The organism is Zobellella iuensis (assembly GCF_016746085.1).
Classification (GTDB): domain Bacteria; phylum Pseudomonadota; class Gammaproteobacteria; order Enterobacterales; family Aeromonadaceae; genus Oceanimonas; species Oceanimonas iuensis.
This window is the reverse complement of the sequence record NZ_JAERTZ010000018.1, coordinates 234,464-247,146: the sequence shown is the minus strand read 5'-3', so window position 1 is coordinate 247,146 and position 12,683 is coordinate 234,464. Positions and strand designations below refer to the sequence as shown.

General features: G+C 60.8%; 13 protein-coding genes. 1 reads left to right on the top strand and 12 read right to left on the bottom strand.

What is annotated here, in order from left to right; translation table 11 throughout:
- Positions 1 to 41: 41 nt before the first annotated feature.
- From prc to JKV55_RS07930, 3 genes are all read right to left on the bottom strand, one after another.
- On the bottom strand, positions 42 to 2,048 hold the full coding sequence (gene prc / locus JKV55_RS07940; protein ID WP_202083945.1) for a carboxy terminal-processing peptidase: 2,007 nt from the start codon (positions 2,046 to 2,048) through the stop codon (positions 42 to 44).
- Between the two features lie 10 nt (positions 2,049 to 2,058).
- Complete coding sequence (gene proQ, locus JKV55_RS07935) at positions 2,059 to 2,604, bottom strand: RNA chaperone ProQ (RefSeq protein ID WP_202083943.1); 546 nt, start codon at positions 2,602 to 2,604, stop codon at positions 2,059 to 2,061.
- Positions 2,605 to 2,691: 87 nt separating this feature from the next.
- The gene (locus tag JKV55_RS07930) at positions 2,692 to 3,150 is read right to left on the bottom strand and encodes a free L-methionine (R)-S-oxide reductase MsrC (protein WP_202083942.1); all 459 of its coding nucleotides are present in this window, start codon (positions 3,148 to 3,150) and stop codon (positions 2,692 to 2,694) included.
- 129 nt (positions 3,151 to 3,279) lie between these two features.
- On the opposite strand from JKV55_RS07930, the gene JKV55_RS07925 reads away from it, so the two are divergent.
- Positions 3,280 to 5,013, top strand: coding sequence for an ABC transporter ATP-binding protein (locus tag JKV55_RS07925; RefSeq protein WP_237332745.1), 1,734 nt, complete (start codon positions 3,280 to 3,282; stop codon positions 5,011 to 5,013).
- An 8-nt stretch (positions 5,014 to 5,021) separates the two neighbouring features.
- On the opposite strand, the gene JKV55_RS07920 is transcribed toward JKV55_RS07925, so the two are convergent.
- The 9 genes from JKV55_RS07920 to fabF form a co-directional block, all read right to left on the bottom strand.
- Complete coding sequence (locus JKV55_RS07920; protein ID WP_202083938.1) at positions 5,022 to 5,294, bottom strand: YebG family protein; 273 nt, start codon at positions 5,292 to 5,294, stop codon at positions 5,022 to 5,024.
- A 408-nt stretch (positions 5,295 to 5,702) separates the two neighbouring features.
- Positions 5,703 to 6,656, bottom strand: a complete 954-nt coding sequence (locus tag JKV55_RS07915; RefSeq protein ID WP_202083935.1) for an SPFH domain-containing protein — start codon at positions 6,654 to 6,656, stop codon at positions 5,703 to 5,705.
- Between the two features lie 13 nt (positions 6,657 to 6,669).
- Entirely contained in the window at positions 6,670 to 7,083 is a 414-nt protein-coding gene (locus JKV55_RS07910) for an NfeD family protein (RefSeq protein ID WP_202083933.1), read from the bottom strand.
- A 101-nt stretch (positions 7,084 to 7,184) separates the two neighbouring features.
- Positions 7,185 to 7,964: a TatD family hydrolase gene (locus JKV55_RS07905; protein WP_202083931.1), complete on the bottom strand. Its 780-nt coding sequence runs from the start codon at positions 7,962 to 7,964 to the stop codon at positions 7,185 to 7,187.
- Positions 7,965 to 7,985: 21 nt separating this feature from the next.
- On the bottom strand, positions 7,986 to 8,969 hold the full coding sequence (gene holB / locus JKV55_RS07900; RefSeq protein ID WP_202083929.1) for a DNA polymerase III subunit delta': 984 nt from the start codon (positions 8,967 to 8,969) through the stop codon (positions 7,986 to 7,988).
- Positions 8,954 to 9,577, bottom strand: a complete 624-nt coding sequence (gene tmk / locus JKV55_RS07895; protein WP_202083927.1) for a dTMP kinase — start codon at positions 9,575 to 9,577, stop codon at positions 8,954 to 8,956. Before tmk ends, holB begins: the two co-directional genes overlap by 16 nt.
- 3 nt (positions 9,578 to 9,580) lie before the next feature.
- Positions 9,581 to 10,588, bottom strand: a complete 1,008-nt coding sequence (gene mltG, locus JKV55_RS07890; RefSeq protein ID WP_202083925.1) for an endolytic transglycosylase MltG — start codon at positions 10,586 to 10,588, stop codon at positions 9,581 to 9,583.
- Positions 10,572 to 11,369, bottom strand: coding sequence for an aminodeoxychorismate lyase (gene pabC / locus JKV55_RS07885; RefSeq protein WP_202083923.1), 798 nt, complete (start codon positions 11,367 to 11,369; stop codon positions 10,572 to 10,574). Before pabC ends, mltG begins: the two co-directional genes overlap by 17 nt.
- Positions 11,370 to 11,426: 57 nt before the next feature.
- Positions 11,427 to 12,668, bottom strand: a complete 1,242-nt coding sequence (fabF, locus tag JKV55_RS07880; RefSeq protein ID WP_202083921.1) for a beta-ketoacyl-ACP synthase II — start codon at positions 12,666 to 12,668, stop codon at positions 11,427 to 11,429.
- Between the last annotated feature and the right edge of the window lie 15 nt (positions 12,669 to 12,683).

Genomic DNA, 12,683 nt, shown 5'->3' with positions numbered 1-12,683 from the left:
TAAGAAAGCCCGGCACCGGAAAAGCGGTGCCGGGCAGGCAGTCAGCCAAGCAGCTTGGCCAGATCGGCGGTAATGCGTGCCGCTTCTTGCAGGTAGCTGTCGTCGGGCTCGAAGTCACCCGGAGCGTTGTCGAGCGAGTCAACGGTATTCCTTCCTGCCCGGCGCAGCCTGTCGTTCAGCCGTGCCAGGGATTTGGCATCCTGCTCATCCAGCTCGGCCTTGCGCTCGGCCAGATTGAGCGAAACCGCGCTTTTGTCTTTCAGTCGCTGGTATTCCCTAATGTCTTCAAAGATGTAGGTAAATTCCGGATCCTGCTCGATCCTGGACTGATGACGCTGGCGGAGCTTGCCCAGCAGGGGCGTCAGATCATGGAGCCGATCAAACTCGAGACTGGAGATCTGATCCCAGGGCAGCGCGTTCTTCTCCATGCTTTCACCGGTTTCCTCGGCCTCGATGGCGGTCGGGAACGGGATATCCGGTTTTACGCCCCGGTTCTGGGTACTGCCGCCGTTGATCCGGTAGAACTTGGCGATAGTGAACTGGACGAATCCCATGGGATTTTCATAGAGATCGTAAATGCGCGACAGGCTGCGGTGCTGCTGCACCGTACCTTTGCCGAAGGTATTCTCGCCCAGGATGACGGCCCGGCCATAATCCTTCATCGCCGCGGCGAAGATCTCGGACGCGGAGGCCGAATAGCGATCGACCAATACCGCCATGGGGCCATCGTAGGTCAGCTGGTTGTCCTCATCGCCATTGACCGAGATCCGCCCCAGGCCGTCGCGGATCTGCACCACGGGGCCGCTGTGGATAAACAGCCCGGTGAGGGCCGAGGCTTCGGTCAGGGCGCCGCCGCCATTGGCCCGCAGATCGATCACCAGGCCCTTGATATCCTGCTGCTTGAGCTTGTCGATTTCCTTGGCCACATCCACGCTCAGGTTGACGTAGAAACTCGGAATACTGACCACCCCTATCGTCTCGCCATCGACCTGCAGCACCTTGCCGCTGGCGGCCCTGTCTTCCAGCCGCACCGTATCGCGGATCAGCTCGATGACCCTCGGGGTGGCCGTGACCGCCTGGCCACGCTGGATCTGCAGCCAGACCTTGGTGCCTTTGGGTCCCTTGATCAGATCCACGACTTCGTCCAGCCGCCAGCCGATGACATCGGTGATCTGCTCGGCGCTCTGGCCGACCCCGATGATACGATCTTCGGGCTGCAGCTCGTTGGACTTGGCCGCCGGGCCGCCCGGCACCAGGGAGCGGATCACCGTATAGTCGTCTTCGGCCTGCAGGACGGCACCGATCCCTTCGAGCGAGAGGTTCATCTCGGTCTCGAAGCGTTCGGCATTGCGCGGGCTGAGATAACTGGTATGAGGTTCGATGGCGCGGGCAAAGGCATTGGCAAAACTCTGGAACGCATCTTCGCTTTCGCTCTGGGCCAGGCGCTTGATGGCATTGTTGTAACGTTTGGCCAGCGTGTCCTTGATTTCATCCCAGTCTTTGTCGGCCAGGGCCAGACTCAGGGCGTCGAACTTGACCCGTTGACGCCACAGTTCGTCCAGCTCACGACTGTCCCTGGGCCAGTCCGCCTTGCTGCGATCGAACTGATATTGCTCGTCCCCATCGAAGGTCATCGGCGTGTCGAGCAAGGACAGGGCATACACCAGGCGTTCGTAGCGGCGCCGCAGGCTTTCGTTGTACATATCGAAGGCCGTATCGAGGCGACCGGCCCTGAGCAAGTCGTCAAAGCTGTGGCGATGGCGCTCGAACTGGGCGATATCACCCCGGGTGAAGATGTTCTTGCCGAAGTCCAGGCTTTCGATAAAGCGATCGAAAATTTCTGCCGAAAAGGCATCATCCAGCTGAAACTGCTGATAATGGGAGCGGGTGAACAGCGCGGTAATCCGCTTGCTGGCGGCCGCATGCTGACTTTCCGGTGCCAAAACGGGAATCGCCGAGGCATCGATGGCCGGAGGCACCGCCCAGGCCATCCCCGCAGCCATGATACCGGCGGCTACCAGAGACAAACGAATTCCGTGACTGGTCAAACCCTACTCCTTAGAGGATAAGATGATCAAACTTGACGCGAACCGACAGACCGGTTTTGAGCTCCACCTGGACATCGTCCCGGGTAACTTCCTTAATGGTAGCGGGAACCGGAGACTTGCCCAGTAATACTTTGACATTCTGTTCCACGGACAAGTTCGCCGGATCGACCTTGCGGGCCTTGGGGCGCGGCTTCTTGGCGGCGGGTTTCTCTTTGCGGGCACCGAAGACCTTATCCTTGCTTTCCTTGAGCGCACCCTTGGCGTGATCGATATGCTCCTGGGTCAGCTCACCGCAGGGGTTGCCGTCCAGATCGACCCGGCTCATGCCGGCCTTGAGGCCATGCAGGTAACGCCAACTGGAGGTGTACTGACGCAGGGCGGTACGCAGCAGCGTCTTGGACACCTTGGGGTCTTCGGCCAGACGTTCGGCCAAATCCTGAAAAATGCCGATCTTCAGTGGCTTGGCTTCACCGGCCGCAACAAAGCACTGGGGGAAGCTCTCGGCCAGGTAGGCGATGACTTCTTTGCTGTTTTTTAGTTTTTCCGAGTTTTCCATGAAATACCTTGGGTTAAGACCTAAGGGCGCACCGCCCATTGAAACAATCACATTATAAAGGGCACGCTGACAAAAGCGACCCCGGCGTTATAGCAAAGGCAGCACTGCGGCCACAAACAGCCTCAGACCGGCTTCATCCTCTTCATCGAAACGCCCGAACACCGGGCTGTCGATATCCAGTACGGCCCAGACGTTATCGCCCTGCCCCAGGGGCAGCACGATTTCCGCATTGCTGGCCCCGTCACAGGCGATATGGCCGGCGAATTCATGTACATTGGCTACACGCTGCACCTCCGCCGTGGCCACCGCGGTACCGCAGACGCCTTTTCCTACCGGAATGCGTACACAGGCCGGTTTGCCCTGGAAAGGTCCGAGCACCAGGGTATCCTGCTCGCGCAGATAGAAACCGACCCAGTTGATATCGTTCAGCGCCAGGTTGAGCAGGGCGGACAGGTTGGCTAGCTTGGCAATGCGGTTGGGCTCCCCTTCGCACAGAGCCAGTGCCTGCGCGGTGAGGCTTTGATAAAATGCAGATTTTTCAGACATAAAAGAGAAAGCGCCGTTTATTTTTGCCTAACTTACCTGCCCTTTCTCCAAATGAAAACCCGATGATGGTGATTGATGGATAAAAAAAATCTGAAAACCCCGGTTTTGCAGTGGCCGGACCTTATCCATATGATGAAACGCCATCGCCGCCTGTTGATTTATGCCCACCTGTTCGCCCTGATCGGCACCCTGCTGGCCGTACCGGTACCGCTGTTGATGCCGCTGCTGGTAGACGAGGTGTTGCTGGACAGCCCCGGCACCCTGCTGGCCTGGCTGGATCACCTGCTGCCGGCGGCCTGGCAGCAAGGCGTCGGCTACATCTTGGCGATACTGGTGATCACCCTGTTGCTGCGTACCCTGGCGCTGGTGTTCAATATCATTCAAGGCAAGCAATTCGCCCGGGTGGCCAAGCACCTGACCTTTCAGATCCGCCGTCGGCTGGCCCGGCAGCTGATGAAGACGCCACTGCGTGCCTTTGAGTCCATTGGTGCCGGCAGCGTCAGCTCCCATTACGTCACCGATGTGGAGACCCTGGACAAATTTCTCGGTGAGACCCTGAGCCGGTTGCTGATCAGCCTGCTGAGCGTGGTGGGCACGGCGGTGGTGCTGCTGCTGATCAACTGGCAGCTCGGGCTCTTTATTCTGCTGCTCAACCCGGTGGTGGTCTACTTCTCCAGCCGCCTGGGTGCCAAGGTCAAGCACCTCAAGCGTAACGAAAACAGCGCCTTCGAGGTGTTCCAGCAGGCGCTGGTGGAAACCCTGGACGGCATTCACGAGATCCGCGCGGCCAACCGGGAACGGCACTATCTGCTGCGGGTCATCGACAAGGCCCGGGGGGTAAGGGATACCGCCATCGACTATGCCTGGAAAAGCGAAGCGGCCGGGCGGGCCAGTTTTCTGCTGTTCTTGTCCGGAGTCGAGCTGTTTAGGGCGGTGGGCATGATCATGGTGCTCTATACGGATCTGACCGTGGGCCAGATCTTTGCTGTATTCAGTTACCTGTGGTTCATGATGGGACCGGTGCAGGATCTGCTTAATATGCAGTATTCCTTTTATGCCGCCAGCGCGGCACTCAAGCGCATCAACCGGATGCTGGCCCTGGGGGGGGAGCCCGAGCCCCAGGGGCATGTCAATCCCTTCGACGGCGCCACCACCCTGCCGATAGAGGTCAACAGACTCAGCTTTTCCTACAATGGCGAGCGCAAGGTGCTGGATGACGTCAGCCTGCATATCCGGGCCGGGGAAAAGGTGGCGCTGGTGGGAGCTAGCGGCGGCGGCAAGTCCACCTTTATCCAGCTGTTGCTCGGCCTCTACCCGGCCGATAGCGGTGATATCCGCTTTGGTGGCGTCCGCAGCGGCGATATCGGTTTTGCCACCATCCGTGAACATGTCGCCACCGTGTTGCAACAACCGATACTGTTCAACGATACCATCAGGGCCAATTTAAGCCTGGGCGACCGGCACGACGACAGCGCCCTGTGGCAGGCGCTGCGGGTGGCGCAGCTGGATCAGGTGGTTGCCGCCATGGAACAGGGACTGGACACGGAAATCGGACGGCGGGGTGTCCGGCTGTCGGGCGGTCAACAACAGCGCATGGCCATTGCCCGCATGGTGTTGAAGAACCCGGCCATCGTCATTCTGGATGAGGCCACCTCGGCGCTGGATACGGAAACCGAGCAGAAGCTGCACCAGGCGCTGGCGAGTTTTTTGCGTGGCCGGACGACGCTGATAGTGGCGCATCGGCTCAGTTCGGTGCGCCAGGCGGATCGGGTGCTGGTGTTTGAAGACGGCAAAATCAGTCAGTCCGGCACCCATCACGAACTGCTGGAGCAGCCCGGGCTGTACCGTACCCTGTATTACTGACTCTGCCCTCAGGCCACGACTTTGATCTCGTCGGCCGGCTTGGCCGCTTTTTTGGCCGGTGTTTTCTTGGGTCCGCTCAACTGGTCCTGATGCTGGGCCAGGAACAGGGCCAGTGCCTCACGATCTTGCTCGCCCAGGGCCACCGGGCCCGAGGCCAGCAACTCGTCGAGGTGTTCGGCCAATTCAAGCAGGCGGTCGTAGGCATCCGCGTCTTTCTTATTGGTGAAGGTCATTTTTTCGATTCCGTTTCTGACTACCAGGTACTGTATCGTGACTGCCATGACTGACTCCCATATCTGTATATAAATACAGTAATATTATGTACCGCCGGTTGCAAGCCCCTTCTGGGCGACAACCGGCATCCGGGCAGTGAAAACGGCTCAACCATCGGGATCAGAGCAACTTTTTTGGCCTGTGGCTGGCAGGCTGTGGGATTCTGGCCAATAGTTTAGGTTGAAGCGCACCTTTGGTGCCTTCTCACTAGCGCACGGCTCAGCATATGAGCCATTCCCCTAGGCCAGGTACACGGATTTTGTACCTGGCTTTTTTTGGGGATGGCGGTGTGATGGCATAGATCCGGCTCGAGGGCCCCTGCCCGGCGCACGACCCGGTTCGTGCCTAGGCGGATGATGTAAATGAACAGAGGAGCTCACTGGCTCCTCTGTTGTCCGACCCTACGTTGTCCGGTCTTACCTGGGTGTACTTTTCAGCAAGGCTTCGATACTGCCGACGGCGCCCAGTACGCTGCTGGCCTCATAGGGCAGGAAGATGCGATCCCCCTGTTTGCCGATCTCGGGCAGGGTTTTCAGGTATTCCAGGCCCAGCAGATAACCGATCACCAACTGTGGATCCAGCTTTTCATTGCCGGCGGCGAGGACCTTGTCGATGGCCTGCCGCTGGCCTTCGGCCATCAGGATGGCCGCCTCTTTCTCCCCTTCCGCCACCAGGATGTTGGAGCGCTTCTCCCCTTCCGCCTTGGCGATGGCCGCTTCCCGCTCGCCGCTGGCCCGCAGTACCAGTGCCCGCCGCTCCCGTTCGGCGGCCATCTGCTTGCGCATGGCATCTTCCACCTCGGCGGGAATGGTGATGTCCTGGATCTCGACCCGGGTCACCTTGACTCCCCACTTGTTACCGGCTTCGTCCATCACTATCTGCAGTTTGTCGTTGATTTCCTGGCGGGATTCGAACAGCTTGTCCAGCTCCATCTTGCCCACTTCCGAACGCAGTGACGTCTTGGCCAGGATCTCGATGGCCTGGATCAGGTTCTCGGTCTGGTAGACGGCCCGCTCCGGGTCGATGACCTGGAAATAGAGGGCACCATTGACGGTGACGCTGACATTGTCGGCGGTGATCACCGACTGGCCGGGAAAATCGAGCACGGTTTCACGCCGATCGATGCGGGTTTCCTCCTGGACTATGGGGATATTCTCCCCGCCGATGGCCTGGTAACGCCGTACCTTGATCGAACGGGGTTTGTCCACGAAGGGGATGATCCAGTTGATTCCGGGAGCCAGGGTTTTCTGATAACTGCCGAGACGTTCGATGACGACGGCTTCCGACTGCTGCACTATCATCAGGCCCTTGACGATCAGGGCCAGTATGACAAGGGTAAAGACCAGGGCAATGATTAACATGGCATCCATTGGAGCTTCCTTTTTAATCAATGATGGCGGTGATGCCATCGAAACGGCGAATACAAACACGGGCACCGGCGGTCAAGGGGGCCCCCGACTCGCTACGGACCAAAAACAGATCGCCTTCAAGCTTTAACCGGAACTCACCGGAAGGCAACCGGACCAACTCGCCCTGCTGCCGGCGACTTTCGCCGGCGAGGAAGCTGGTGCGCCGGGAAGGGGCATAACGGCGAAAAAGCCGTTTCAGCAGGGGGGCCAGCAGGGCGGCGGCGATGGCGAAAGTAAACCATTGCGAGGTCGTGCTGGCGTCAAACAGTGCCGCCACCATGGCCGCCAGCGCCGCTATCCCCATGGCGAAGGCGAAAAAACCGGTGCCCAGCAACTCCAGCAGCAGCAGCAACAGGGCGGCAATCAGCCATAAATGCCAGGTAAGCAAGGTTGACCTCCGGAGCAGGATACAAACGAAACGCAGCCTTACTATAGAGGACCTCGGGGCAGAAAGGAAATCGGGCCGGAGGCACCGGCCCTATCGGGCGCTCACCGCCTGGCCAGTTTGAACAGCTCAAAGAAGTTGGCGGTCGTCTGCTCCGCTACCTGCTCCAGGGTCACGCCTTTTAGCCGGGCGATATATTCCGCCACGGTACGGGTATAAGCGGGTTCGTTTTCCTCACCGCGAAACGGCACCGGGGCCAGCCAGGGCGAGTCGGTTTCCACCAGCAGCCGCTCTAGGGGCAGCGCCTTCACCACCTCGCGCAGGGCATCGGCGCTGCGAAAGGTGACGATGCCGGAAATGGAAATATAAAACCCGAGCTCGATGGCGGCTTCGGCCATGGCCAGCGACTCGGTAAAGCAGTGCAGCACGCCGCCGACCTGGTCGCCCCCACCCTGGCGCAGTATGGCCAGGGTGTCATCCTGGGCATTGCGGGTATGGATCACCAGCGGTTTGCCCAGCTCCACTGCGGTGGCCACATGCTGCTCGAATGCCTGTCGCTGCAGAGCGGCGGTTTCCGGTGCATAGAAGTAGTCGAGCCCGGTCTCGCCGATGGCCACCACGGCGGGGTGCGCGGCCAGCCGGCGCAACAGGGCCGGATCGTTCTGCTCGTCCTGCTGGTGCAGGGGGTGCACGCCGCAGGAGGCAAACACCTGAGGAAAAGGCGCTATGGCCTCGAGCATGGCGGGAAAGGACGAGAGGCCGACACCGATGCACAGCATATGGTCGACGCCACGTTGGGCGGCCTTGGCGATGGCCTCGGCCATGTTTGCATGTTTGTTGCCGTAGTCGAGCTTGTCCAGATGGCAGTGGGAGTCAACCAGCACAACCGTCTCCTGATGAATATGTTAATGGGGAAGCCGGCCATCGCGGCCGCCGGCGGCCGAGAGCTGGGTCCAGCGATTGAGCCACTGCCCCAGTTGCAGCGCGGCATTGACCGGCCGGCCGGCGGTGGGCTGCAAGGTGCGGCGTAGCTGGACCAGCTCCGTCAGCGCCTGATTGAGCCTCGCCGATCCAAGCCGGCTCAGCTGTCGGCACAGCGGTTCGCTGTCAACCAGCCGCAAGGCGGTGTTCACCCCGAGAGCCAGCTGCAAGGCATCCTGCAGTAACAGCTGCAACCACTGCAAATGCCTCGGTTCGGCCAGTAATCCCTGCTGCAGCGTCGGCAGTAAATGACGATGGCCAGCCAGTTCGGCAAACTGCTGCAGTAATTGCCGGCGTTGCCGATCGGTACCCGCCGCCAGATAATCACGGGTATTCAGCGGAGAGCCCTGATTCACATTCAGCGCGGTAAGACTGCCGTCCTGTCCCTGGGCCGATAACCATGCCAGCACCGCAGCGCTGTCCGGTACCGGCAGCAGCCACTGCTGGCATCGGCTGCGCACGGTCGGCGGCAACTGCTCCGGGTGAGCACTGGTCAGGATGAGCGTCGCCTCCCCTGCCGGCTCCTCCAGGGTCTTCAGCAAGGCGTTGGCAGCGGCTTCCGTCATTTTTTCGGCTTGCATGATCACCGCCACCTTGCCATGGCCGAGGCGGGCGCTTTCGTTCAAGACCTGACCCAACTGACGGATGGCATCGATACCTATGCTGCGTTCCTCGCCGGTGATCACATGGTGATCCGGGTGGCTGGCGGCGGCGTTGAGCTGGCAGGAGTGACAGTTGTTACAGGGAGTAATACTTGTATGTTGGCATAACAACATCTGTGCCAGTTCCTTGGCCAGCTCACGCTTGCCCAGCCCGGCCATGCCCTTCAGCAACAAGGCATGGCCCAGTTGGCCGTGCCGCACCAGGGCTTGCAGTTGCTGCCGGTGGGAGACTAGCCAGGGATACACAGACGTCGCTCCAGGCAGTCCAGCACCGCGGCTTTCACCTCGGCCTCACTGCGGCCGGCGTCGAGCAGTTCGCAGCGCGGATCGCCCCGCACCAGCTCCAGGTAACAGGCGCGGGTACGCTCAAAAAAGCCGAGCTGCTCCCGCTCGATGCGGTCAAGCGGGCCCCGGGCCCGGGCCCGCTGCAGCCCGACGGCCGGATCGATATCCAGATAGAGGGTAAGATCGGGGCCGAAATCACCCAGCACCGCCGCCTTGATCTGGCGGATAAGGCCCAGGTCGATACCGCGGCCTCCTCCCTGGTAAGCCAGGGAGGACAGATCATGACGATCCCCCACCACCCAGGTGCCCATGGCCAGAGCCGGCTGGATCCGGGTTTTGACCAGCTGCACCCGGGCCGCATACATCAGCAGCAGCTCGGCCTCCATGGTCAGGGGCTCGTCGTGCACTTCCTTGACCAGGGCCCGCATTCTTTCCGCAAGGGGGGTGCCACCCGGTTCCCGGGTGGTCATCACGGCTATGCCCCGGGCATCGAGCCAGTCGACCACATGGCGTTGCACCGTGCTTTTGCCGGCTCCCTCCAACCCTTCGATCACAATAAACTGACTCATCGGTTACCTTTTCAGAATATAACGGCGCACGGCGTTATTGTGCTCGCGCAGGGTCCTGGAGAAATAATGCCGTCCCTCCCCCATGGCCACAAAATAGTAATAGTCGCTCTCGTCCGGCTGCAAGGTGGCCAGGATGGCCTCCTTGCTCGGCATGGCGATGGGCGTCGGTGGCAGACCGTCGATCATATAGGTGTTATAGGGAGTATGGGTTTGCAGATCCCGCTTGCGGATATTGCCATCGAAGTGCTCGCCCATGCCGTAGATCACGGTAGGATCGGTCTGCAACCTCATGCCCAGGCGCAGACGGTTGACAAACACCGAGGCAATCAACGGCCGCTCTTCGGCAATACCGGTTTCCTTTTCGATGATGGAGGCGAGGATCAAGGCTTCGTAGGGTGATGCTATCGGCAACCCTTCCATCCGTGCCTCCCAGGCTTCATCCAGAAAACGCTGCATGTCCTGGTGGGCCCGCAGCAAAATGGACACATCGCTGTCGCCCGGGGTATAGCTGTAGGTTTCGGGCAGGAACAGCCCTTCCAGCTTCTGCTGCTCCACCCCCAGTTGCTCGGCCAGTTCGGACTCGGTCAGGCCATCCAGCTCAACCTTGAGGTATTCCGCCTCCGCCAACCGCTTCTGCCAGTCGACCAGTCGCAGCCCTTCCACCAGGGTTACCCTCAGGTGGTAGATGTCGCCGTTGACAAAGGTCATCAGCGCATCGCGCAAGGAGGTGCCGGGAGCCAGCTGGTAGGTCCCCTGGCGCACGGCCGCCAACTCGGGATGGAAGCGCAGCCACAAGCGGCGGTGCAGCTCGGACAGGGGCTCCGGGCTCAGCCGGTTGATAAGATGAAAGGTAGTTTCTCCCCGGGCCACCACGAACAGGGGGTCGGACTGCTCGGCAATCACCATCTGTTCCAGCTTCTGCCACTGGCTGAAGCCATAGATCCCCAGGCCCACCAGAGCCAGGGTCAGGGCCAGCATCAGCCGCCCCAGCCATTTAATCAGTTTGTTCATACGCTCGCTGTAATTCTCTTGCCGTTGAAAAAGAAGATGATTTCCATTGTTCCTCAACCAGGGTCACCGGCACCACCCCCATCAGGGCATTGGTCAGCCAGATTTCGTCCGCCGCCAGCAAACGGGGCAGCCCGTCGCTGACCATGGCCAGGCGTCCGCCCAGGTAATCCTGACTCCAGGCGCGCACGGTACCGCAAACGCCGCCATGCGACAAATCCGGGGTATATATGCGCGATCCTTCTCGCCAGAACAGGTTCGCGGTTACCGCTTCCCGTACCACTTCGGCGCCGTCCAGCACCAGACCCTCGGCCAAACCTCGCTGCTCAAGCTCCGCCTTGAGCAGTACCTGCTCCAGGCGGTTGACTGTCTTCAGCCCCGCCAGCAGCGGACTGCTGCCCAGGCGTCCGTGGCACAGGCCGATGGCCAGTCCCCGCTCCCGCCAGTCGTAGTAATGAACGGGAAAGGGAGCAGTGTTCAGCACCAGGGTCGGCTCGCCGCAGCCATCGATGCCGTAACCCCGGGCACCGGGACCGCGCAGCAAGCTGATGCGCAGCACCTGATCGGAACCATCGAGCACCGCGAGGGCGTCCTGCTGGAGCCGGGGCCAATCCGGCTCGGGCATCCGCAGCCGACGGCAGGCATCACGCAGCCGTGCCTGATGGTAACGCCAATGGCGCAGCCTGCCGGCTTGCGCATGGAGGGTACTGAAGTGCCCGTCGCCCAGTTGCCAGCCCCGGGCCAGCGCCGCCAGTGGCTCGCCGGATGTGATGATGTTCTGCATGGTCACCGAATAAAAAAGCCCGGCGCTGAGGCCGGGCTGGTATTGGCCAAAAGGCCATTATAAGCGCTTGAAAATCAATGAGCCATTGGTACCGCCAAATCCGAAGGAGTTGGACAGCGCATACTCGAACTGTCCCGGCTTGGCGCCCTGTGCCACCAGGTCCAGATCGCACTCATCATCCGGGTGGTCCAGGTTGATGGTGGGCGGCGCTATCTGATCCCGCAGGGCCAGTACGGTAATAATGGCTTCCACCGCGCCGGCGGCACCCAGCAGGTGGCCGGTCATAGACTTGGTGGAGCTGACCATCAGCCTGTAGGCATGATCGCCGAATACTTTCTTTACGCCGCGCAGCTCGGCCACATCTCCCAGGGGGGTGGAGGTGCCGTGGGCATTGACGTAACCGATAAGCTCGGGGGCGATGCCCGCATCGCGGATGGCGTTGGCCATGGCGCTGGCCGCGCCGCTGCCGTCATCGGGCGGCGCCGTCATATGGTGGGCATCGCCACTCATGCCGAAGCCAACCAGCTCGGCATAAATCCGGGCACCGCGGGCCAAGGCGTGCTCGTATTCTTCGAGCATCATCACGCCGGCGCCGTCACCCAGCACGAAGCCGTCCCGCTCTTTATCCCAGGGGCGACTGGCCTGCTCAGGCGCGTCGTTACGGGTGGAGAGCGCGCGGGCCGCCGCAAAGCCACCCATGCCCATGGGGGTGGAGGCTTTCTCGGTGCCGCCGGCCAGCATGGCATCCGCATCGCCGTAGGCGATCATGCGTGCAGCCAGGCCGATGCTGTGCGTACCCGTGGTACAGGCGGTGGTGGCCGCAATATTGGGGCCGCGCAGACCTTTCATGATGGACAGGTGACCGGACACCATGTTGATGATGGTGGACGGCACGAAGAACGGGCTGAGCTTGCGGGGGCCACTGGCGATCAGGTTGCTGTGGTTCTGTTCGATCAGACCCAGGCCGCCGATGCCGGAGCCGATGGAGACACCAACGCGATCCGCATTGGCGTCGGTAATTTCAAGACCGGAGTCGGCCATGGCCTGCAAACCGGCTGCCACGCCGTACTGGATGAACAAGTCCATCTTGCGGGCTTCTTTCTTGGCGATACCGTGTGCTTCGGGATCGAAGTCCTTGACCAGGCCAGCGAATTTGGTGCTGTAGTCGGTAGTATCAAAGTGCTCGATGTTGGTGATGCCGCTTTGACCTGCCAGCAGGGCCTGCCAACTGGCATCGACCGTGTTTCCGACAGGAGAGAGCATACCGAGGCCAGTCACCACGACTCTGCGTTTGGACACAGGAGCGTCTCCGAA

Coding starts and splice junctions, on each gene's coding strand:
- proQ (WP_202083943.1), bottom strand. CDS start 2,604: ATGGAAAACTCGGAAAAACTAAAAAACAGCAAAGAAGTCATCGCCTAC.
- JKV55_RS07920 (WP_202083938.1), bottom strand. CDS start 5,294: ATGGCAGTCACGATACAGTACCTGGTAGTCAGAAACGGAATCGAAAAA.
- JKV55_RS07930 (WP_202083942.1), bottom strand. CDS start 3,150: ATGTCTGAAAAATCTGCATTTTATCAAAGCCTCACCGCGCAGGCACTG.
- JKV55_RS07925 (WP_237332745.1), top strand. CDS start 3,280: ATGATGAAACGCCATCGCCGCCTGTTGATTTATGCCCACCTGTTCGCC.
- pabC (WP_202083923.1), bottom strand. CDS start 11,369: ATGCAGAACATCATCACATCCGGCGAGCCACTGGCGGCGCTGGCCCGG.
- tmk (WP_202083927.1), bottom strand. CDS start 9,577: ATGAGTCAGTTTATTGTGATCGAAGGGTTGGAGGGAGCCGGCAAAAGC.
- JKV55_RS07915 (WP_202083935.1), bottom strand. CDS start 6,656: ATGGATGCCATGTTAATCATTGCCCTGGTCTTTACCCTTGTCATACTG.
- mltG (WP_202083925.1), bottom strand. CDS start 10,588: ATGAACAAACTGATTAAATGGCTGGGGCGGCTGATGCTGGCCCTGACC.